This window comes from Actinoallomurus sp. NBC_01490, assembly GCF_036227085.1.
Taxonomy (GTDB): Bacteria; Actinomycetota; Actinomycetes; order Streptosporangiales; family Streptosporangiaceae; genus Actinoallomurus; species Actinoallomurus oryzae.
Genome location: NZ_CP109433.1, coordinates 7435345 through 7456355, shown reverse-complemented (window position 1 = coordinate 7456355; position 21011 = coordinate 7435345). Strand labels below are relative to the sequence as shown.

Below are 21011 nucleotides of genomic sequence, written 5' to 3'. Positions count from 1 at the left end.
GGTCGAAAGCATCTGGGTGCACTGGAGGACGCGTGGAGAATCCGATGGAGTTCAGTCATGAATCGGTCGTCGTGCGACGCGGGCGGCGGAGCCGGCTGCCGATCGTCGTCGCAGTGCACTCCACTGCTCTCGGCCGTGCGGTCGGCGGCTGCCGGATGTGGGCGTACGACAGTTGGGAGGACGGCCTGCGCGACGCGTTGCGCCTATCAGAGGGCATGACCCGTAAGTGCGCTGCCGCCGGACTGCCGAACGGCGGCGGCAAGACGGTCGTGGTCCTTCCCGCCGGGCGGAGCGTCACCGCGGACGAACGCCGCGCGACGCTGCACGATGTCGGCGACATCGTGGCTGAGCTCGGCGGCGCCTACGTGACCGGTCCCGACGCTGGTACCGGACCGGCCGACATGGCGGTCATCGGCGAACGGACCGAGTACGTGTTCTGCCGGCCGGAGGCCGGCGGCGGAAGCGGTGACCCCTCGCCGTTCACGGCCCTGGGCGTCGTCGCCGCGCTGCGCTCGACCTGCCTGGCGCTGTTCGGCTCGCCGGCCTTGACGGGCAGGAGATTCGCGGTGATCGGCTTGGGGCACGTCGGGGAGCAGATCGCCCGGCAGTTGGCGGCGGCGGGAGCCGACCTGGTCCTGAGCGATATCGACCCGGCGAAGCGCTCGCTCGGGGCAGAACTGGGCGTGGTGTTCGCCGAACCCGACGCAGCGGCCACCGCCGAGGTGGACGTGCTGGTCCCCGCCGCGCTCGGCGGCTTGCTGACCCGGGATCTGGTGGCGCGGCTGCGATGCGGTGCGGTCACGGGCGCGGCGAACAATCAACTGGCCGATCCCGGCGTGGCGGAGTTGTTGCGGGAGCGCGAGATCCTCTGGGCCCCCGACTACATCGCCAACGCCGGCGGTGTCGTCAACGCGGTCTCGCGCGAAGTCCTCGGCGACGAACCGGAGGAAGCGGTCAAGCGCATCGAGTCGATCGCCGACACCCTGACCGGCCTGTTCGAGACGGCCGCGCGCACGAAGATCACGACAGCGCAGGCCGCCGACGACCTCGCCCGCCGGCGGCTGGCCGCACCGGTTCCCACCGCGCCGGGACCGGCATGAACCCCCGGATCTACGTGCTGGCCCTGGCCACCTTTACCGTCGGCACCGAGGGCTATGTCATCGCCGGCGTACTGCCGGCGGTCGCGCACTCCATGAACGTGTCCGTATCAGTGGGCGGACAGTTGGTCACGGTCTTCGCGCTGGTCTACGCCCTGGCCGGGCCGCCGCTGATCGGCGCGTTCCGGAGGGTGCCGCCGAAGTCGGTGCTGATCGGGGCCATGCTGGCTTTCGCGCTCAGCAACGCCCTCGCCGCGTGCGCACTCGACTATGCCGTGCTCGCCGCGGCGCGCGTGCTGGCCGCGTTGAGCGCGGCCCTGCTGGCCGGGCCGGCCGCCGCGGCGGCGGCCGCGCTGTGCCGTCCGCAGGACATCCCCAACGCGATCGCGGTCACCGCCAGCGGCAACGCGCTGGCGCTCACCCTGGGTGCGCCGATCGGCACCTTGATCGGCGGACTGCTCGGCTGGCGGGGTACGTTCCTGTTCGTCACGGTCCTGGCGCTGACGACCGCGCTGATGCTGGCGGTCTTGCTGCCGACGGTGCCGGCGGCTCCCGTCGGCACCGGCCGGGCCGAACTGCTGCGCAGCCCGGCCGTCCGGTGGAGTCTGCTGACCACCTTCGGGGTCTTCCTCGCCGCGTACTGCACCTACACGTATCTCGCGCCGATCGCCGAGCGGGCGACCGGGATGGGAAGCCAGGGTGTCGCGGCCCTGATGATCGTCTTCGGCGCAGGCGCGTTCCTGGCCGGGCGCACGATCGGCAGGATCCTGGTCAAGGTGCCCGTGGCGCGGGTGCTGCGCGTGGCTCTGTCGCTGATGGCGCTGCTGCTCGGAACCATCGCCGTCGGCACCGCCTGGCATCCCCGCACCGCCGCGGAGATCGCCGCGTTTCCGGTGCTGTTCTGCCTGGGTGCCGCCTGGTGCTGCGGCGGGGTCTCCCAGCAGACACGGATCGCCGCCCTGGCGCCCTCGCAGCGGTCCCTGGCTCTGGGGCTGCACTTCTCCGTGCAGTTCCTGGGCGTCGCCGTCGGCGGCGCCTTCGGCGGGCTCGCCCTGTCGGCGGGGGGACCAGTGGCCGTTCCGGCCCTGTCTGCGCTGATCGCGTGCGTATCGCTGCTCTCCGTGCGGCGGACCGTCCCGGAAACAGCCGGCTCGCCGGATCGCGTGGCGCCCGCGGTGATCACCGCGCAGGAGTGAGCAGCGGATCGGCCCGGAGAGTTACTCAGCTTGATCTTTAAGCTGCCTGCCCGAGCTGGGCGGTGAGGGTTTTTTGGTCGTTTTGCCGACGTCATGGATGGGTGCGGGCCGCTTGTTCTTGGAGCCTGGCCGGTCTGCCAGAGCCCGGTTCGGTGGGTTTTGGTGCGCTGGTCGGGCAGCCGATGGTCGCACGGATGTTCCGCAAGCCGCGGCGGACGCGTGCGGGGGGTGAGTCGGCCTGGTGCGGCGGGGCGTTCCCAGGGCCGCCGGAGGTCTTCGGTGAGGTGGCGGGCGGGCCGGAGCCGGGTGCGTGTGGCGATGATGAGCCAGGTCCACCGGTCGGCGGCCTCGGGTCTGCGGATTTCCGGGGTGGGCCACCCGAGGGTCTGTTTGAACAGGCGATTTGAACAGGCGAAAGAATGTGTTCGAGGTCGAATCCGCGCAGGAACGCCTGCCAGAGCCGGTCGAAGTGAGCGCAGCTTGTGCCGGTGGTCGAGGACGACAACCAGACCGGCTTGGGGTCGCGGTCGCGGGCAGGTACTCGACCTGCAGGCGGATTAGCGCCCCGTCGATGACGGGCAGTGGGCCGTCATGGTCGAGCCAGGCGGCGCGGCGGGTCAGACGGGGGTGGAGCCGGTCCCAGGACATCGCGGCCGCGGTGCCGTAGCGGATGGTCTGCGTCGTCGTGGTGTGCCAGCGCTCCGTGGTCGGAGTGAAAGATCGCGCCGTCCAGTCGCCCGCCCCGGGTGCGGGCCGCGGCCTCCAGCGCGTCGATCACAGCTCGGTACGCATGTGATCGGCGATCGACCAGCCGGCCAGGCGCCGGGAGGCCAGGACGATCACCGTCGCGAGGTAGAGGAACTCACCGCCGCCGACCGGCAGATAGGTGATGTCACCGACGTAGCGCTGGTTCGGCGCCGGGGCGGTGAAGTCCCGCTTGATCAGGTCCGGCACCCTTTGATGCGACGGGGCGGGCACCGTGGTGCGGACCTTACGGCGCAGACGCACCCCGGCGATTCCGAAGATCCGCATCACCCGCTCGACTCGCTTGCGGTTCACCCGCCTGCCCGCATCACGCAGCTCGGCCGTGATCCGCGGTGACCCGTACGTACCGTCGAACTCGGCGTGGACCGCCCGGATCTGCTCGGCCAGCGCCTCATCGGCACGCCGCCGTGCGGCCCGGTCCTCAGCGGCCTCACGCCACCGGTAATAGCCCGACCGCGACACCCGCAGAACGTGACACAGCCGCTTGATGCTGAACAGCTCCCGGTGGTCACAGGCGAACTGAAAGCGGCTCACCAGTTCGTCTCTCCCGCGAAATATTTGGCCGCCCGGCGCAGGATGTCCCGCTCGGCCTCCAGCTCCCGCACCTTCTTACCGAGCTCCCGGTTTTCTTCTTCAAGCACGGCGCCGGAGGCTACCGGCCCGGCATCGGCCTCACCGCCGCCGCTCCTGCCTGTGCTCACCGGCCTTGGCCTGCCGGGCCTGCTTGACCCATAACCGCAGCGTCTCGCGGTTGACACCCAGATCCTTGGCCACCGGCGCGTACGTCGCCGCCGGATCCGACACATACAACGCCACCGCGTCGGCCTTGAACTCCTCGGGGGGAGTAGACCTTCATCGCCACGCAGGACCCCTCTCACCCCCAGACCTCCATGATCCAGGGCGCTCAGGGTGTCCACACTCCGGAGGAAAGGCCCTTCATCCAGGATCACCCGATACAGCTTCGCCGCTGATCACCCCAAATGAAACGACGTCTTAGACGTCGTTTCATTTGGTGAGTTGGCGGTAGCAGATGAGGGCCGCGGCGATGCCGACGAACGCCAGGAAGTGGTCGGCCTTGCGTTCGTAGCGGCGGTGGAGTCTGCGGCACCCGTTCAGCCGCGACATCGTGCGTTCGACCACCCAGCGGTGCCGGCCCAGTCGCTGGGAGGACTCGATACCGTGGCGGGCGATGCGCGGTGTGATCCCCCGCTTGCGCAGCCACACCCGGAGATGGTCGTGGTCATAGCCTTTGTCGGCGTGCAGTTTGGCCGGTCTGCGGCGACGCGGTCCGCGCCGGGAGCGGATCGGCGGGATGCCCTGCACCAGCGGCACCAGCGCCTGGCTGTGTGCCCCTGCCGGTTGGCCGGGAGAGTTGATCGCTGCTGGGATGTCGTGCCCGCCCGATCGTGGCGTGAGCACTGTTCGATTAGGTCGCTGATGGTTCTCCCGCCGGCTGCTGAGACAAATCGGCTTCGCGGGCGGGAGAAGCGTTGCGGTTGTTCGTTGGGGATGACTGGGCCGAGGCTCATCACGACGTTGAGTTGATGGACGCCTCGGGCCGTCGGCTGGCCAGGGCCCGTCTGCCTGAGGGTGTGGCGGGGATGGCCCGGCCGCACGCCATGATCGGTGAGCAACTCGGTGAGGACGCCGACGAGGCGGAGGTGGTGGTCGGGATCGAGACCGACCGTGGCCCGTGGGCGCAGGCGTTGCTGGCCGCCGGATACACGGTGTTCGCGGTCAATCCGCTGCAAGCGGCCCGCTACCGGGACCGGCTGAGGGTCTCGGGCGCCAAGAGCGATGCCGCCGACGCGCACATGCTGGCCGACATGGTCCGCACTGACTCCCACCAGTTGCGACCGGCCGCCGGCGACAGTGCCGAGGCGGAGGCGATCAAGGTGGTGGCGCGGGCGCACAAGACGCTGATCTGGGAACGCGCCCGCCACACCCAGCGGCTACGGCACGCGTTGGGGGACTACTTCCCGGCTGCGCTGGAGGCGTTCGAAGACCTTGACGCCACCGACGCCCTTGAGCTGCTGGCCAAGGCCCCCGACCCGGCCTCGGCCGCCAGACTGACCATCGGAGAGATCAGCGCCGCACCCAAACGCGCCCGCCGTCGTAACATCGGCGACAAGGCCGTCAAGATCCAGCAGGCGTTGCGCGCCGAACACCTCGGCCAGCCCGCCGGGTGACGGCGGCTTATGCGGCCACGGTCGGCTCCCAGACCGCGATCCTCACCGTCCTCAACCAGCAGATCAAGACCATGCAAGAGCAGGTCGATGCCCATTTTGGGCGGCACCCGGCCGCCGGGATCATCCTTAGCCAGCCCGGTTTGGGACCGATCCTCGGCGCCCGGGTGCTCGCCGAGTTCGGTGACGCCGATGGACGGTATGTCTCGGCCAAGGCCCGTAAGAACTACGCGGGCACCAGCCCCATCACTCGTGCCTCTGGCAAGAAGAAGGTCGTGCTGGCCCGCTTCGTCCACAACGACCGGCTCATCGACACCCTCGACACTCAGGCCTTCGCCACCCTGACCGCCTCGCCAGGAGCCCGCGCCTACTACGACCGGCTCCGGGCCCGAGACCCCGGCCACCACGCCGCGCTGCGCCAGCTCGCCAACCGGCTCGTCGGCATCCTGCACGGATGCTTCAAGACAGGCACGCTCTACGACGAAGCGACCGCCTGGTCACATCACGCCGAATCACTTGCGGCTTGACACTTCAGCTCCTGAAGTCGTGTGGGAAAGTTCTTGCTGGATCCAGTCGGTCACGGAGGCGTGCTGGGGGCGCCAGTCCAGGACGGTACGGGCACCGGTGCCGCGGACGCGGCTGTTGGAGCCGAGTGCGTAGACGGCCGGTTCGTAGCCCCATTCGGCAATCGCGGAGTCGATGTCCCATGGCTGGGCGGGTTCCAAGCCCAGGACGCCGGCGATGGCGTCGGTCATCGTCTTGAAAGATGCCTCGCCGTTCTCAACGAAGTAGAAGGAGCCGGCGGGAGCGTCGGTCAGCGCCCGCAGGTAGAGCTCGACGACATCGTCGATGTGGACATTCGACCAAACGTTGGCTCCTCGGCCGATGTGTCGGGCCACGCGGCTGCTTTCGGCCTGCCGTACGAGCCGAGGGATCTGCACGCTGTCTCGCGCGAGTCCGCGCCCGTGCCCGTAGATCAGTGTGTTGCACAGGACCACTGACCGGATGCCGCGGTCGGCGGCCGTCAGGACCCGGCGGTCGATGGCCACCCGGGCGGCCTTTTCCGGGGTTGGCCGCCAGCCGGGTGCCAGCACCTGCTCTTCGGTCCAGATCCTGTCGGATGCCTCACCCCGGGCGTCGTCCCCGACGATGCTGGAGCCGCTGGTGTGCAGTAGCGGCTTGCCGGAGCCGTCGAGCGCCTCGACAAGCGAGTGGACTGCGCCGAGGTGGTCGCTGTCGGCGGCGTTGACCACCGCGTCGGCCTCGGCCGCGGCGCGCGCGAGGACGTCGCGATCGTCGAGCGTTCCGGAGACCGGCTCGATGCCGATCCGGCGGAGCGCGTCCGCCGAGCCGGCCGAGCGGGCCAGGCCGGTCACCGTATGCCCCTCGGCGATGAGCCGCACGCCGACAGAGCTCCCGATGTAGCCGGTCGCGCCGGTCAGGAAGATGCGCATCAGATCCCCTCACTTATGTGCACATACACTATCTGCATATACACATACTGCGCATGCAGGTGTAACCTGTCAAACTGGGTAGCCGAGGAAGGAGGGGTCGATGCCCAAGATTCGCGGAGCCCGAGCCCAGGCGCGAGTGGAGTTGCCCACTGAACTGGAGCAACGCTGGCAGGCGCTGCGCCGGCTCCAAGGCCGAGCCGACGATGCCGCGGAGCGGGCCCTTCAGAGCGCGCACGGTATATCGGTTTCGGAGTACATGGCCTTGGCGGCCCTGGCTTATTCCGATGACGATGGCCACCTCCGCCAGCAGGAGCTGGCTGACGCGATTCCGCTCAACCACAGCTCGGTCAGCCGGTTGGTGGCACGCCTGGAGAACTCCGGACTGACCGAGCGTTACCTGTGCCAAACCGACCGGCGCGGCGTGTACACCCAGATCACTCAGCGGGGACGCACGCTGGTCGAAAATGCCAGGCAGACCTACCTGAAGACACTCCAGAATATTTTCGATGACGCCCGTGACGATCCCGCGCTGTCCCCGCACGTCGCTAACCTGAACTCCCCGGACATACCTTCGGCCTGATCGCCTCCCAGGCCGGTAAGTGTGGCGAGTCCAGGACGACCGGCTTCAGTGCCCGTACGACCGAAGATCTGACCAGCGCGAGCTGATCTCCCACGCCACGCCCCCGGACCTCGCACCGCGGACCCGGGTCAAGCCAGGTCACGAATCCACCCGGACTGTCGACCACGTGCCCGACCGCCCGCACACGCCACCCAGCCTTCTGCCGGCCGACCAGCTGTTCGAGGTCACTGCCACCAGCACATCCAACGCCGCCCTCAGTTCTGCGTGACGGGCATTGCGGCGGTCACGTGGTCGAAGGTTCAGGCCGCACCGGCGACGATCGCAGAAACCCAGGCGTACGCATTGCGGCAGCTCGACGCGCTCGCGGAGAAGATGGAGCGCAAGGCCAAGATCGATGATCTCGCCACGACGGCCAAGGAAGCCGAGTCCATGGTTCGGGAGTGGCTCGCTGTTCTGGCTCGCTGCTTCCAACTGCAGGGCGCGATCGCCGTGCTCGAACTCGACCGGGTGCTGGACGCGTCTCCGGAGGAGCTGGACGGGCATCGCCTCGGACTGAAGCCTGCCTGACAGGACCGGCTGGAACACATCTCGCGGTGCACCGAACGGCTGGTGGCCCGGATGAACGCGGCTGCCGGCACGGCCAACGCGAAGGTGCTGCTGCACCCGACCAAGTCCCCGGCTGTAGTCAGGCGAGCAACCATGTCGCGACCGGCGTCTATGACTTCCACGGGCGGCTTGGGATTGAGTCTGGTCGCCAGTCCTCGGAGGCGAGACGATGGATGGACGCGGCCGCGGAGGCGAGAGACAAGGTGCTCGAGACAGGAGCAAAGGGCGTCGATGCCGCCAGAAGCCGCGGCAACGAGACCCTCAACCGGGTTAGCTCGGTAAAGGGCAAGCTCACCAGCGGGATCGCCGACGAGTTCCTGGTTGGACGCCCACCGGCGCTCGGCCTTTTACATTTGGGAAGTCGTAGGGGCTGCGGCAGAGTGAGACTTCGAATACGAAGGTGACCGCGACCCGGCCGCCCGCGATCAGGCGCACGAAGCCCCGAGCAGGTAGGTGCGACAGGAGGGGGCACGGGGGTCTGACGGGATCGACCCTGCCCCTCTTTTTCTCGGATGGCCATAGCCTCCTCGATGACGAAGCCGACTCCGATCATGCGGGCCAGCACGGCGTCCTTCTGGGCGCGCAGCACGTCGTCGACCTTCGCGTCGATCGTGGCGAGATAGTCGGTGATCTCGTCCATGGTCTGTTGCATCGCAAACTGCGCCATGATCCCCGCGGCGCCGGCAAGGAAAGCCGGGTTGGTCAGAAGCGATCGGGGCCCCTGCACCTTCGCGAATTCGACGAATCCCCTGATTTGACCCTTGGGCCCCCTCGTCACACCTGTGTTGAGACCGTCTTCGAGCTTTCCCTCAGCCCGTACTTATGGACAAGCCGCGCAGACTTCGGGGTCGGCTTCACCCAGTGACCGGAGTTGGCGGCAATCTCCGAACCTGCCTGCGCGACTGCAGACCCGGTGCCGGCGACGGACTTGAGCCGTTGCAGGCCGAGATCCTTCGACGAAAGTCCCTCCGAGACGAGGAAGCGCTCGACATCCGTCGCATTCCCGATGACCGCCAGTCCATCACCGTCGCTGATCAGCTGAATCTCGTTGTCCATCGCCCGCTCTTAAAGTGGCTGCAAATCGAGCGCCTATGCGGCTAATCCGACGGATCCCGAGCCGGGCCATTTGGCGATCGAATTTCACAAAGCGCAATACCTTTCAACTAGCACTCAACTTCCATCATCAATCACGGCGTCAATTCCTATGGAGCTAAGTAGGCCGAGTAGCGTCTTGCCGGCAATCAATGTCACAGGAAGGTCTTTCGCGGCTTCTCTAGCCTGCCTCGTGAATGATGAGGTAGTTATAAGGAGAGCCGCTGCGGCTTCGGCAAACTCTAGACCGCTAAACACCTCGTACACGGCGTGTGAGTCGAGTGCGCGGCGAGAATGTTTGACCTCCACTACAATGGACTTTCCGATCTGAGGATTAACCAGCAGAAAGTCTATGCCGCGACCACCGGGTCCATCCGCTGGCGTCACATTGTATCCGGAATAGATTCTATTCAGTAGATAGTGAATGAGGTGCTCAAACTCTTGATGAGAGATATCGAGTAGATTCGGTGAAGTGGAAGGGTCGGTAAAGATCGCCGGCAGTTCTATAGCGTTCTCAACCTCAGGCAATTCGCTGAGCGTCTCGTCGGAGACTGTCGACGCCGGATGAGTCTTAGTGCCCGCCATGAAATCCCTGATGGTTATGAGCTCAAGATCTGCTCCGGTAAGGTCTCGTAGTTCCTGAGCCAGTTCGGGCCGCGGACCTCGAATGGTGTCCCCGGGCGTCCGGGTGAGGTGGCGCAGCAGCACGTCGGATCGAACAACTGCGATCGAGTCCGGGAGTGCCGAGGTCAGGATCCGGTCAGATGAGACGACTACAACGGGGCGTTCTGCGGGCTCCGCCCGGGCTAGTCGCTCGATCAGTTCCTCGACGGACCCGCCAGGCTCGCTGAACAGCACCCTTACCCTTACTACCGCGCGTGGTGCGACGACCGCCCCGGGCGTCAACTCCCGGCCCTCGAAAACACAGGTGACCTCCGCACCGGTCTCCCTCGCCAGACGGCCAAGACGGGTCACCACACTCCCGTGCCGATCGTCGGGGGGCAGAGGGTTGTCCCGGTGACGGGCCACATTGTCGCCGTCGACGATGAGGTGGACATCGGGCCGGCGCAGAAGCGCCACGAGGTGGTCATCGTCCTCCGCGGGTGCCCGGACGAGGCGTAGTTCGTCACCATCGAGGATCCCGGCATCGTGCAGCGTCTGGTTCGGGTCGAGCCGATGGGGCGTCCCCTGCGGGCCGACCCGTTCCAGCACCAGGTCGTGCGGCTCATCCGGCGTGGGGTACTGGTCGGCCAGCGCCTCGGCGATTCCCCGGACCTGTGTGGTATTCGGCAAGCCGCGCAGTTCGAACGCCTGGCCGTCAGTGTGCCGAACCAGCAGACTTTCCAGCGCCGCGGGACGGAAGGCGTATCGGCGCAGCTGGAGCCGTACCTCGCCCCATCCACTTGTCGCCTCCCTAATCGAATGGACCTCCTCTAGAGGGGGCGGATCACCGATCAGCACCGCGCACGTCCGGGGGGAGACCGCCAATATTTCGGCGCCGGGATCGATCCGGGCGCGCACCAATTGCAGGAAGTCGTCGTAGCGATCGCTGCCGACCAGCGTGAGGACCTCGTACGACGATGGCTCGACCTCCCGAAGGGCCCTGGTGATGCGTCGCAGCTCGAGATTTTCCGGATAGGAGTGACTCGCCGTTTCCGCGAGCTGAGCAAGGCCACCGGGGACGACTCCGTGAGCGAAATCTGCCGCGATCGGCTCCCAGAACTCTATTGGATTCTGCATGGTCGGTATGCGGTGGGACGGGAAGCCGACGTCCGCCAGAATGGATGAGGCGCTCGTCCGCTGGCCGAAGAGCTCGGCTAGGACTTTCGCGAGATCTTCCTGGAGCTGCTCCAGACTCGGAACCGAGAACCAGGCATGATTGGAGACGTCTTCGCTGGGCCCACTGACCTGCGCGCTACGGAAGGTCCACGGTCGGAGCCGTCGGAATTCATCGATCAGATCCTGAAAGAGATCGTCAGTCACGATGACGGCGACGCTGTCCTCCAGTTTCTCGGCCACGCGCAGCGTGGAGGAGCTGAGTAGCCGTAGGAGCACTGACGGCGTCGCCCGTGCGGGCCCCGCGACGCCGCTATCGAGCGCGACGCAGAGCCGGAGCCCGGCCAGGGGGGAAGCGCGCCGCAACTCGATCAGAAACGCGGGAACCGATCGGACCGAATCCGGATACAGAACGCAGAACGCTCCGTTCGGTCCGAGATTTTCGATGGAGCAGTCGCCGTCCCTGACGCCCGCCATGGTGAGCAAGTCCGTGATCAACGTGGACACTCTGCGATCGGGGATGGTGTCGATGGGCTCGATCGCGATGTAGACGTGCTGCGCACTCGAATCCGCTTCGTCCGGACGCGGGCCGCTTTGCTCCCGGTCCGCTCGGCGGGCGACCGGGACCGGTGCGAGGAGCGAGCGGGTCGCCGTCGGGTTGGCGTCCGGCGGTGCCGTCCGCACGCGTACCGGCAGTTCGGACGTGTGGATCACGACGCCGCGCGGCGTGAGGATGCTGAGCCAGAGGGAGTGGTCGCCGGCCGTCTCACCGGGCGTGACGAGGAACTCGGCGGGACCGTACGAGCCGCCGAAACGGTGGACCAGGACGGTGGCGTCATTCACGGCCACCGTCGAAAGGCCGCCCGCCCCGTCGAGCATGCAGGTGAAGGCGAACTCCTCCTCGTCGTACGGCCATTCCTCGATGGGGCCGGCGAGGCGGAGATCGACGGCCACGAGGTGCGGGCGTCCGGGCGTCATGACGCGAGGCCGCGTCACGACCGGCTCCAGCGACAGCCTGATCTCGGTGCCGGGAGTCATCGCGCCCCCTTGGCCGTGTCCGGGATGACTTGCGTGCGCGGGCTCCCGTAACAGACATACATGAATCGGTACAGCAGCGTAAGGAGCTTCTTGTTGGCCGCAGTGCCGGTGACCGCGGCGAGGTCGATCGGCGCCAGGCTCGCGGCCTCGGCCCGCAGATCGCGGACGGCTTGCGCCACCGACAGTCCCGGGGTGTCGCGAAGACGCCGGAGCAGTTCACCGGCCATTTCGTGGGCCAGGCGGTCACCCACGCCACCGTTCGTCGCGAGCACCCCGGCCGCGCCCGATCGCAGGAAGACCTCCGCGAATCCGCGCAGCACTCGGTCGTTGATCCACTTCGTGTCATAGCCCAGAGAGCCCGAATGACAGGCGTTGAGAAAGACGAACGTGGCCGACGGTTTCAGCCGCAGGAACCTCATCGGATCAACGTGCATCAGCGACAGGCTGCCCAGGGTGCACTCGGACACCTGCTCGCCGAACTCCCCATGCGCGGCGACATAGACCAGGGCCAGGGCATCGCCGTCGGCCCTGAGCGCCTTGGTCAGTTCGTACATGCTGCCGCTGCGCTCGATCCGGTAGCCGCTGAGAAGTGACAGGTCGTGGTCCATCGCCCCATCGATGTAGGTGGCCACCGGCCCGGTGCAGGTGTGCGCGGAGCGATAGTCGCGTACGGCCTCGGGCCAGGGGGTGTGGATGGACAGCCACCGGGTGATGGTCACGATGCCGCCCAGCCAACCTTCGTAGCGGCCGGAGTCATTTTCCAGCCAGAACAGTTCCCAGGGGATGCGGTATCCCGTGTCATCCCAGATCACCAGCTGGAGCCGGTCCCCGTGGGCGGCGAGGCGCCGATCCAGCCATCGGGTCAGCCTGGTCTTCGTCCGTGACCAGATTTGCATGAGACTCAGCACGTCCGCGGGCAGCTCACCGTCGCCGGACACCAGGGATCCGAGCTCCAGCCGGGGGCGGCCGTACACCTTCGGAAACTCGGTGCCATCGCCGCAGCAGCAGACACCGCGCAGCCGGAAACCGGGGCTCCCATCGTCCTGGCGTACTGGAATGACCGTGAGAAGGGCCATGCCTTCCGGCAGGCCCGCGCCGAGGTTGGCCTCGATGACGTCGAGCACCATCGGATCGCCGGCGTCTCGGGTATCCGTTGCCGAAGCCGGCGTGTCGCGGGCCTCCGGCGTCGGGCGGCTCCGGGCCACCGGGGGCCGACTCCGTCCCGCGCCGCCCGGAGCGCGCCGGGCGCCTCCGAGTACGGCGCCCAGAAACCGGCGGCGGTGCTCGGGGATCACCCGTCCTCCCCTGCGCCGTCGGTGATGACGGAACCGCCGAGTGCGTCCGCCAGCATCGTCGTGAGGTGGGCGCCGGGACGAGAGCCGGGACCGACGACGACGCTGTGTACCCGGTGCAGCGTGCCGATCTGGCAGGCCACGCGGAGGGCGTCCTGGACGCCTTCGGCGGCGACGCGTTCCGGCAGGCGCCTCGACCGGCTGGCCGCGAGCGGGATGTTGGCACGGCCGTCGGTGGCGACGAGCAGTACCGCCTCGGTGACGGGTGCGTCTCCGTGCTGGGTGTTATGGCGCAGCTGACGTGCGGCGAGGCTGAGGCCGTGGGCGAGTGGCGTGGCCCGGCCGGGTCGGCGTTCCAGAGCTGCGGCCACCCGGGGATCGAGCAGTCCGCGTGCGGAGAACCCCCGTGCGCACAACTCGTCGGGTGCGTCGGCCGCGCCCACTTCGACCACGCCCACCGACGCGCGGGCGGCGTACGCCCACCGCAGATACGGCGTCAGTGCGTCGTACCAGTCCCAATCGCGGTGGCAGGTGTGGTCGAGCACCAGGACGAGCAGATGTGCCGGTCGTGGTGCTCGCAGGTGGCTGCGCAGGTCCGCTGCTTCGACGTGAAGCGGGTGGCCGAGCCGGAAGTGCTGCCGTCCGCAGCGGACCGCCTGGAACCTCGCCGACTCCAGCAGGCTCGCGGTCACGGCGATGTCGCGGAGCTCACGCGCCGGCCGTGTTCCGACTGGATGGCCACGCGGCGGCCCGCCAGTCCGCCGGCGGGCGCCGAAGCGGAGCGGGTCGGGGTCGTGCTCGAGATCGGCATGATCCTCGGGATAGGGGTACCTGCGTTCTTCGGCGTCCGGAAGCGGACCGGCCCGCAGCGGCACGGAATCTCCTTCGGGCACCTCGATCCGGCGTACCTCCTGCTGGACCTCCCCGTCACCGGGCTCGTCAACGCCGCGTACGAGCGGTTCAACGGGCGAGGCGGCAGGGGCGTCGGTGGCGGCCGGTGGGGTGAGCCCGATTAGGCGCGCCGCGGCATCGACGTGCTCGTGCTCGACGACGGTGTCATCGTCCAGCGCGGCCAGCGCGCGGGCGATGCGGGCGAGCGCCAGCTCACGCCGCATGCCCGCGGCGCCCAGCGGAAGGCGTTCCACGACGTCCTCGGCCGCCGCTTTCGACAGACTGGCCAACCGGCCCGTCCGTACGGCCGTTACCCAGCGTGGATCCGGCGGGTCGAGCACGGGCGCGGCGTCCGGGTCCGTCTCTCGGCGCACGCCCAGGCCGGCCGCGTCGATACGGACCGCGAACCGATCGAGCAGGTGCGGCGAGACCCTCCCCACCTCGTCGCGTCGGCAGCAGGCGATCCAGTAGTCCTCGGGGCGCCAGCGCACCTGCAGGCCGGTCCGTTCGAGATGGACCACGTCCGCCCCGATCATGGTCACGGCGGCTCGGGCGCCGGCGAGTCCGAGCCGGGTGAGATCAGGCACGACGATCAGGCCCGGCGGCCGGCCGACGCCGACGAGCGGACCATGCTCCAGCCGAAAACCAGCCGCTCCGGCGAGTTCGGGGCGGACTCGCGTCCACAGGTCGCCGTCGGTCGTCGTGGCGCCCAGCACGCTGACCGAGGGTGACGCCCCGATCAGGTCGCACAGCCAGCGCGTCAATGGCTGGAGGAGATCCGGGTCGAGGTCGAATATGAGGATCCCGGCGAGCTGGCGATCAAGTGCCGCACAGGCCAGTGCCGTGGCCACCCGCTCGCGGACGTGCATCAACGATCCTCCGCGAGCACCTTGTCGAGGGTCGCCGCGTCCTCGTCGGTCCAGGCGATGCCCTCGCCGTACACCGCCTCGCGCCTGCGATGCATGATCGCGAGCGGTGCGACCGCCCGTACGTCCTCCGGCGTCGGCTCCGTCCGTCGTTCCAGGGCCGCCGTCGCCCTCGCGGCCTGCGCCATGACGATCTCGCCCCGGTGGCCCGCCACCTGGAACTCCGCGGCGATCCGTGCGCACAGGGTGGCGGCGTCGTCACCGAGGCGCACGTCGGCGAAGGCATCGCGGGCGTCCCGGATCCTGTCCCGCCGCTCGCCGTCGAGCGCGGCACCGCGGTCGAGCCATTCCGAGGTCGGCCGGGCGCGCTCCTCGTCGAAGCGTAGGACGGTCCGCAGGATCTCACGGCGTACCCGCGGATCCGACTCGGCGGTCACCGGCACCAGCAGCCCGAACCGGTCGAGGAGCTGGGGGCGCAGCGTCCCCTCCTCGGGGTTCATGGTCCCGACCAGCGTGAACGACAGAGGGATGTCCGACCGGTCGAGTCCCTCTCGCTGCACCGCCAACAGGCCCGTCGAGACTACGTCGAGGATCAGGTTGACGATGTGGTCGTCCAGCAGGTTGACCTCGTCGATGTATAGCACGCCCTGCTCGTTCGCGTGTTCGAGCAGCCCGGGCTGAGGCTCGGTCCTTCCCGCCATCAGGGCATCGATTCGCCAGCCGCCGACGACCCGGTCATCCGTCGCGTTGATCGGCAACGTCACCGGCAACTCGCCGTACATCATCCGGGCGAACGCGCGTACCGTCGTGGACTTCGCGGTGCCCCGCTCGCCACTGACCAAGACTCCGCCGACCGACGGCGCGACGTAGGCGATCTCGAGGGCGCGGCGGAGCGTGTCCTGCCCGAGCACGTAGCTGTACGGCAGGAGCGGGACGGTGCCGGCCTCAGCCATTCCCGTCGCCGTTCCAGCGCATCGTGACCTGCAACTGCGCGCCGCTGGTGGACTCCACGATGGCGGCGCCGAACTTGGCGTCCAGCTTCACCGCGAACTGCACCTCCAACTCGTCGGGACGCGTCTGCGCCGGCATCTCATCGAGCTTCTGCTTAACCTGTGTCGCGCATGACCGTATGAGGTCGATGGCCTCGGAGAACAGCGGTTGCGCCAGCTTCACGACCTTTTCCCGCGCGCTGCGGATCGTCTCGTCGGCGTAGACGTCCGACACCTCCGCACGAGGTGCATCCGTGAGTTGGACCTGGATCGGATCGGTCCCATCCTCGGTTTCCACCGCAACGACGACCATCCGCAGTCCCTTCTGAGCTCATGAACGATATGCCCAGTCTGCAAGGGAACTGGGAAATTGTCCCGGCTCTTCGCCTATCGCGATCGCCGGTGGTCGCGATCGCCGGTGCGATGGCCGCCATCGGGCTCGTGCGGTGATCATGTCAGAGCGGACGTCTGGTTACCTCGATCCCATTGAGCCCCTCGAAGATCCTTACCTCGCGGCTATCTGCAACTACGACGAGTCAGCTTTAACACCACGGACCGGGCGCTCTTCCCGGATGCCCACGTTCGCTGGGCATCGCTGATCCCCGACGAATGCCGCATCGACGACCCCGTGATCGTCGGCGAGTCCGGAGACGGCTCGCCGGCTCGCCGACCTCTTTACGGCGTCCATCCCGCGGTGTCATTGAGGTGGACGGAGCGGTGCAGCCGTTCGACGGCAACCTCGTCCACGTCGCTGACAACGGCGTGATGGTACGCAGCAAGAACGAAGTGATCGTCGCTGATATCCGTGAACAAGCCGGCGTGGACTGCAATGGCGGAGGCGATCTTGGGAACGACGCCTGCGCCGGGCGTGCGCCGACGGCGAAGAAAACAGCGGCCATGATCGGAACCGAAGGGTCGTGAGCGGGTCGGGCTGGGCCGCCTTTGGGCCTGCGCAGACAGTCAGAACAAGGCTCATGACCTTGCTACCTAGTGCCGCATCAAGCAACGTTTGCCCTGTTGCGGTGACGCGCCGTCGGGATGCTGGCCCCAGGCGGTAGGTCACGGCCAGTCTGTGCGGGTGGCAGAACGGGTACGGGTCCGTGAGATCGATGAGGGGGCCTCCCCCTGAGGTGTGGACACCCTGAGCGCCCTGGATCATGGAGGTCTGGGGGTGAGAGGGGTCCTGCGTGGCGATGAAGGTCTACTCAGAGGAGTTCAAGGCCGACGCGGTGGCGTTGTATCTGTCGGATCCGACCGCGACGTACGCGTCGGTGGCCAAGGACCTGGGCGTCAACCGCGAGACGCTGCGGTTGTGGGTCAAGCAGGCCCGGCGGGCGGGGCAGGCCGGCGACCAGGCAGTGGACCGGCGGCGGGAGGCCGATGCCGGGCCGGTAGCCTCCGACGCCGTGCTTGAAGAAGAGAACCTGCAGCTCCGCAAGAAGGTGCGGGAGCTGGAGGCCGAGCGGGACATCCTGCGCCGGGCGGCCAAATATTTCGGTGTGTCCTGAACACGAGGAGGGACTCGATGTAGGCGGGTTTCTCGTCGCGGTGCTGCGTGATTGATGAAGGAAGGCCCTTCGGAGTCGCCCTGCGGGGGGAGGCTTCAAACCACCTCATGCTGCGTTGGTTAACGACCGTCGTAGTGAGCGATGGGGAAAAGGCGCCCAAGAGGTGTCAGGTGGGGATCGGGAAGACGAACGCAAGTGAATCGTTGCTGAAGTGTCGAGATTTGTGAGATGGCATCGAAACCGGGGCGTCGAAATGGTCCCGGGAGGAGTCTGGCGGGTGCCCGTTGACTGGCCAGGCGGTGTCCGGCATAGAGACGACGTGAGCCCGATCTGCTGCGATCACGTGGAACAGGAGAAGGCGCGTGCCGATACTGCCTCGCCCCGGGGTAGGGGCTGGGCGAGAGGGAGCATCCCAAACGGCCGAATCTGTGAGGGATTGAGTACCGATGCGGGACGCGCCGGCGGACCGGCTCGTAGTAGCGCTGAAGCCTTTGTAATGAGGGTGGAGCCAAGGGGCCGGGTCATTCGTGGCTATGTGTGTCTGGCCAACCGGGGTTTCTCCGGGAGGAGCCGATGGGCAAGCTGAAGTCACAGGTCAAGCCGTTCGAGATCTCCAAGTGGGAGGTCTGGGAGGCGTGGCGTGAGGTCAAGGCGAACAAGGGTGCGCCGGGGGTGGACGGCCAGTCCATCGAGGACTTCGAGACCGATCTGCAGAACAACCTGTTCAAGGTCTGGAACCGGATGTCCTCGGGGACGTGGTTCCCGCCGCCGGTGCGTGCGGTGGAGATCCCCAAGCAGCACGGCGGAGGCACCAGGATGCTCGGCATTCCGTGTGTCGCTGATCGGGTTGCGCAAACCGTGGTGGCGCGGCATCTGATGGAGCTGGTGGAGCCGGTGCTCCACCCGGACTCATATGGATACCGGCCCCGGCGGTCGGCCCATGACGCGTTGGAGCGTTGCCGGGAACGCTGTTGGCGGAAGGACTGGGTGATCGATCTGGACATCCAGAAGTTCTTCGACAGTGTCCGGTGGGATCTGATGCTCAAGGCCGTTGAGGAACACACTGACGCCGCGTGGGTGGTGTTGTATATCAAGCGGTGGCTGCAAGCCCCGCTGCAACTACCCGACGGCACCCTGAAAGCGCGCGATCGGGGAACTCCCCAAGGGTCCCCGGTCTCGCCCGTGCTGGCGAATCTGTTCATGCATTACGCGTTCGACGCGTGGCTGGCCCGGGAATTCCCGGCAGTGGAGTTCGAACGCTATGCCGACGACGCGGTGGTTCACTGCGTCACCCAGCGGCAGGCCCGGCAGGTTTTGGCCGCGCTGGCGAACAGGATGAGCGAGGTCGGGCTGCGGTTGCATCCCGATAAGACCCGGATTGTGTATTGCAAGGACGATCTGCGACGTGGTGTGTTCGAGCACACCTCGTTCACGTTCTTGGGATTCACCTTCCGGCAACGCTCGGCGCGCAGGAAGGACGGCAGTAAGTTCTCCACCTTCCTGCCCGCGATCAGCAAGGAGGCCTTGAAGAAGATCAGTGGGCAGGTCCGCTCCTGGCGGCTTCACCACCGGATCGGGCTCACGCTCACAGAAATCGCCCGCCGGATCAACCCGATCGTGGCGGGCTGGCTGCGGTATTACGGCCGGTTCTACCCCTCGGCGCTGCGGTCCCTCCTGACCCGCATCAACGCCTACCTGGTGCGATGGCTCCGTGCGAAGTATCGGCGGCTGCGTGCACTGAAGAAAGCCCTGCGGGCCATGCAAGGGGCGGCCGAACGCCACCCCGGCATGTTCGTGCACTGGAAGCGGACGACGAGCGCGTCCATGACCTGGTGATCAGGATGACAAGAGCCGTGTAACGGGAGACTGTTACGCACGGTTCTGTGAGAGCCGGGGGCTGCGATGCCCCCGGCTACTCGACCGGGAGAGACGAACTGGTGAGCCGCTTCCAGTTCGTTGATGACCACCGGGAGCTGTTCAGCATCAAGCGGCTGTGTCATGTCCTGGACGTCTCTCGCTCGGGCTACTACCGGTGGCGTGAGACCCGTGCTGCCCGGGACGAGCGGCGTCGTGCCGATGAGGCGCTGGCGGAACAGATCTGGCGGATCCACGCCGCACACGATGGGACGTACGGGTCGCCGCGCATCACGGCCGAGCTGCGCGATGCCGGCCAGAAGGTCAACCACAAGCGCATCGAGCGGGTGATGCGGATCTTCGGGATCGTCGGGGTGTATCTGCGCCGCAAGGTCCGCACCACCGTGCCGGCCCCGTCGTATCAAAAGGTGCCGGACCTGATCAGGCGGGACTTCACTGCCCCTGCGCCGAACCAGCGGTATGTCGGTGACATTACTTATCTGCCGGTCGGTGGTGGCGAGTTCTTGTATCTGGCCACGGTGATCGATCTGTGCTCCCGGCGCCTGGCCGGCTGGTCGATCGCCGATCACATGCGCACGGAACTGGTCATCGACGCGCTGGAGGCCGCAGCCCGCACGCGGGGCGGGGGCCTGGATGGCGCGATTTTCCACTCGGATCACGGGGCGCAATACGCCTCGGCGGACTTCGCCGCCGCCTGCGCCCGGCTCGGCGTCATCCAGTCGATGGGCGCGGTGGGCACCAGCGCCGATAACGCCGCAGCCGAGGCGTTCAACGCCAGTCTGAAGCGAGAGACCCTGCAAGGCCGGCAGCGCTGGTCAACGGCCCGCGAGGCGCGGCTGGCGGTGTTCCGGTGGGCCACCCGCTACAACACAACCCGTCGGCACTCTGCCCTTGGCCAGACCAGCCCGATCAACTACGAACAACTGTCCTATACGGTGACACAAGCCGCATAACAACCGGTGTCCGCACTTCGGGGGGAAGCCCCAGGCTCCCGTCGTCGCCGAGTTGGCGGGCGAGAATGCGGTTTTGCCGAATACGGCGTCCTTCACGGCTTGGGCGAGGGCGGCCTGTGTGGTCGCTGGGATCCCGATTCTGTTGAGGTGGAAGATCACATGGAGTGCGATCACCGCGCGTAGACCTCGGGTGAGTCCGCCGGTTTCGCGCAGAGTCCGGACTGCTCGGCCTGCCTCGCTGAACGCGGTGAGCCAGTCGCCCGGGATAGTGTCCGCGCGGGCCGTGCCGAGCAGGAGGTGGCGGACGTCGCCTACGAAGGAGGCCCACGCCTGAGGGGCAGGGGCAGGCGGCTGAAGTCCGTTGCGCTGTTCGGCGATCCTGGCCCAGACGTCACCCTGCTCGTTCCAGTCCAGACCTGCGGCCCGCATGAGTGCGGTGCACAGCACGAGCGAGTGTTCGCGCCGGTCGGCGGGGTTGTTGTCGAGGTAGGAGAGCAGGTGGCGGCTGTCGCGGTGCCACAGGATGTGGGCGGCGTCCATGCTGACCTGGCCGCCGAAGGCGTGGACCTCGGGTTCGTAGATGTCGTCGGTCCAGGCGACACCGGCGGTGAGTAGCGGGTGCACCGGGTCATGGCCGCCGGTCTCCTCGGCGAGGAGGTAGCGGACGCGCCAGGCACCCTTGCGGATCCACCACCAGGAGGTGATGAGGCCGTCGGCCTCGGCCGCAGGCAGGACCCCGGCGAGGTGGCGGATGGCGTGGTGCTCGCGCTGTTGCCGGTCCCCGGGGTAGGCGATGTTCACCTGCCGCCAGGGGGTCTCGTAGAGGGCCTCGTCCACGAGCAGGTCC

General features: G+C 67.5%; 14 protein-coding genes and 5 pseudogenes. 9 read left to right on the top strand and 10 right to left on the bottom strand.

Annotation, left to right across the window (positions count from 1 at the left end):
* Positions 1-44 precede the first annotated feature (44 nt).
* Both OG417_RS34460 and OG417_RS34455 read left to right on the top strand, forming a co-directional pair.
* Positions 45-1100: a Glu/Leu/Phe/Val dehydrogenase family protein gene (locus OG417_RS34460; RefSeq protein ID WP_329237667.1), complete on the top strand. Its 1056-nt coding sequence runs from the start codon at positions 45-47 to the stop codon at positions 1098-1100.
* Positions 1097-2293, top strand: a complete 1197-nt coding sequence (locus tag OG417_RS34455; RefSeq protein ID WP_329237664.1) for an MFS transporter — start codon at positions 1097-1099, stop codon at positions 2291-2293. Before OG417_RS34460 ends, OG417_RS34455 begins: the two co-directional genes overlap by 4 nt.
* A gap of 697 nt (positions 2294-2990) precedes the next feature.
* Here the strand turns inward: OG417_RS34455 and OG417_RS34450 are convergent.
* Both OG417_RS34450 and OG417_RS34445 read right to left on the bottom strand, forming a co-directional pair.
* Positions 2991-3874, bottom strand: a pseudogene (locus OG417_RS34450) (IS3 family transposase); the annotation flags it as partial.
* Between the two features lie 189 nt (positions 3875-4063).
* Positions 4064-4402: pseudogene (locus tag OG417_RS34445) on the bottom strand (transposase); the annotation flags it as partial.
* A 200-nt stretch (positions 4403-4602) separates the two neighbouring features.
* On the opposite strand from OG417_RS34445, the pseudogene OG417_RS34440 reads away from it, so the two are divergent.
* Positions 4603-5771, top strand: a pseudogene (locus OG417_RS34440) (IS110 family transposase).
* Here the strand turns inward: OG417_RS34440 and OG417_RS34435 are convergent.
* Entirely contained in the window at positions 5757-6698 is a 942-nt protein-coding gene (locus OG417_RS34435; protein WP_329237661.1) for an NAD-dependent epimerase/dehydratase family protein, read from the bottom strand. The pseudogene OG417_RS34440 and the gene OG417_RS34435 sit on opposite strands and share 15 nt — an antisense overlap.
* A 100-nt stretch (positions 6699-6798) precedes the next feature.
* On the opposite strand from OG417_RS34435, the gene OG417_RS34430 reads away from it, so the two are divergent.
* Positions 6799-7278: a MarR family winged helix-turn-helix transcriptional regulator gene (locus OG417_RS34430; protein ID WP_329237658.1), complete on the top strand. Its 480-nt coding sequence runs from the start codon at positions 6799-6801 to the stop codon at positions 7276-7278.
* Between the two features lie 264 nt (positions 7279-7542).
* Complete coding sequence (locus OG417_RS34425; protein WP_329237655.1) at positions 7543-7845, top strand: hypothetical protein; 303 nt, start codon at positions 7543-7545, stop codon at positions 7843-7845.
* 813 nt (positions 7846-8658) lie between these two features.
* Here the strand turns inward: OG417_RS34425 and OG417_RS34420 are convergent.
* From OG417_RS34420 to OG417_RS34395, 6 genes are all read right to left on the bottom strand, one after another.
* Positions 8659-8940, bottom strand: a complete 282-nt coding sequence (locus tag OG417_RS34420) for a hypothetical protein (RefSeq protein WP_329237652.1) — start codon at positions 8938-8940, stop codon at positions 8659-8661.
* A gap of 114 nt (positions 8941-9054) precedes the next feature.
* On the bottom strand, positions 9055-11790 hold the full coding sequence (locus tag OG417_RS34415; protein ID WP_329237650.1) for a restriction endonuclease: 2736 nt from the start codon (positions 11788-11790) through the stop codon (positions 9055-9057).
* The gene (locus tag OG417_RS34410; RefSeq protein WP_329237647.1) at positions 11787-12917 is read right to left on the bottom strand and encodes a CHAT domain-containing protein; all 1131 of its coding nucleotides are present in this window, start codon (positions 12915-12917) and stop codon (positions 11787-11789) included. The genes OG417_RS34415 and OG417_RS34410 overlap by 4 nt, the downstream gene beginning before the upstream one ends.
* A 164-nt stretch (positions 12918-13081) precedes the next feature.
* Positions 13082-14842: a hypothetical protein gene (locus OG417_RS34405; RefSeq protein WP_329237645.1), complete on the bottom strand. Its 1761-nt coding sequence runs from the start codon at positions 14840-14842 to the stop codon at positions 13082-13084.
* On the bottom strand, positions 14842-15792 hold the full coding sequence (locus OG417_RS34400) for an AAA family ATPase (protein ID WP_329237641.1): 951 nt from the start codon (positions 15790-15792) through the stop codon (positions 14842-14844). Before OG417_RS34400 ends, OG417_RS34405 begins: the two co-directional genes overlap by 1 nt.
* Positions 15785-16141 (bottom strand): CU044_2847 family protein, encoded by a 357-nt coding sequence (locus OG417_RS34395; RefSeq protein WP_329237638.1) that lies wholly within the window; start codon positions 16139-16141, stop codon positions 15785-15787. Before OG417_RS34395 ends, OG417_RS34400 begins: the two co-directional genes overlap by 8 nt.
* Positions 16142-16545: 404 nt before the next feature.
* Between OG417_RS34395 and OG417_RS34390 the strand changes: the two genes are divergently transcribed.
* The 4 genes and pseudogenes from OG417_RS34390 to OG417_RS34375 all read left to right on the top strand — a co-directional run.
* Complete coding sequence (locus OG417_RS34390) at positions 16546-16749, top strand: hypothetical protein (protein WP_329237635.1); 204 nt, start codon at positions 16546-16548, stop codon at positions 16747-16749.
* Between the two features lie 272 nt (positions 16750-17021).
* Complete coding sequence (locus tag OG417_RS34385; RefSeq protein ID WP_442875592.1) at positions 17022-17336, top strand: transposase; 315 nt, start codon at positions 17022-17024, stop codon at positions 17334-17336.
* 573 nt (positions 17337-17909) lie between these two features.
* Complete coding sequence (gene ltrA, locus OG417_RS34380) at positions 17910-19172, top strand: group II intron reverse transcriptase/maturase (RefSeq protein WP_329237630.1); 1263 nt, start codon at positions 17910-17912, stop codon at positions 19170-19172.
* A 68-nt stretch (positions 19173-19240) separates the two neighbouring features.
* Positions 19241-20164, top strand: a pseudogene (locus tag OG417_RS34375) (IS3 family transposase); the annotation flags it as partial.
* A 96-nt stretch (positions 20165-20260) separates the two neighbouring features.
* Here OG417_RS34375 and OG417_RS34370 read toward each other — a convergent pair.
* Positions 20261-20965, bottom strand: a pseudogene (locus OG417_RS34370) (thiopeptide-type bacteriocin biosynthesis protein); the annotation flags it as partial.
* Positions 20966-21011: the final 46 nt, after the last annotated feature.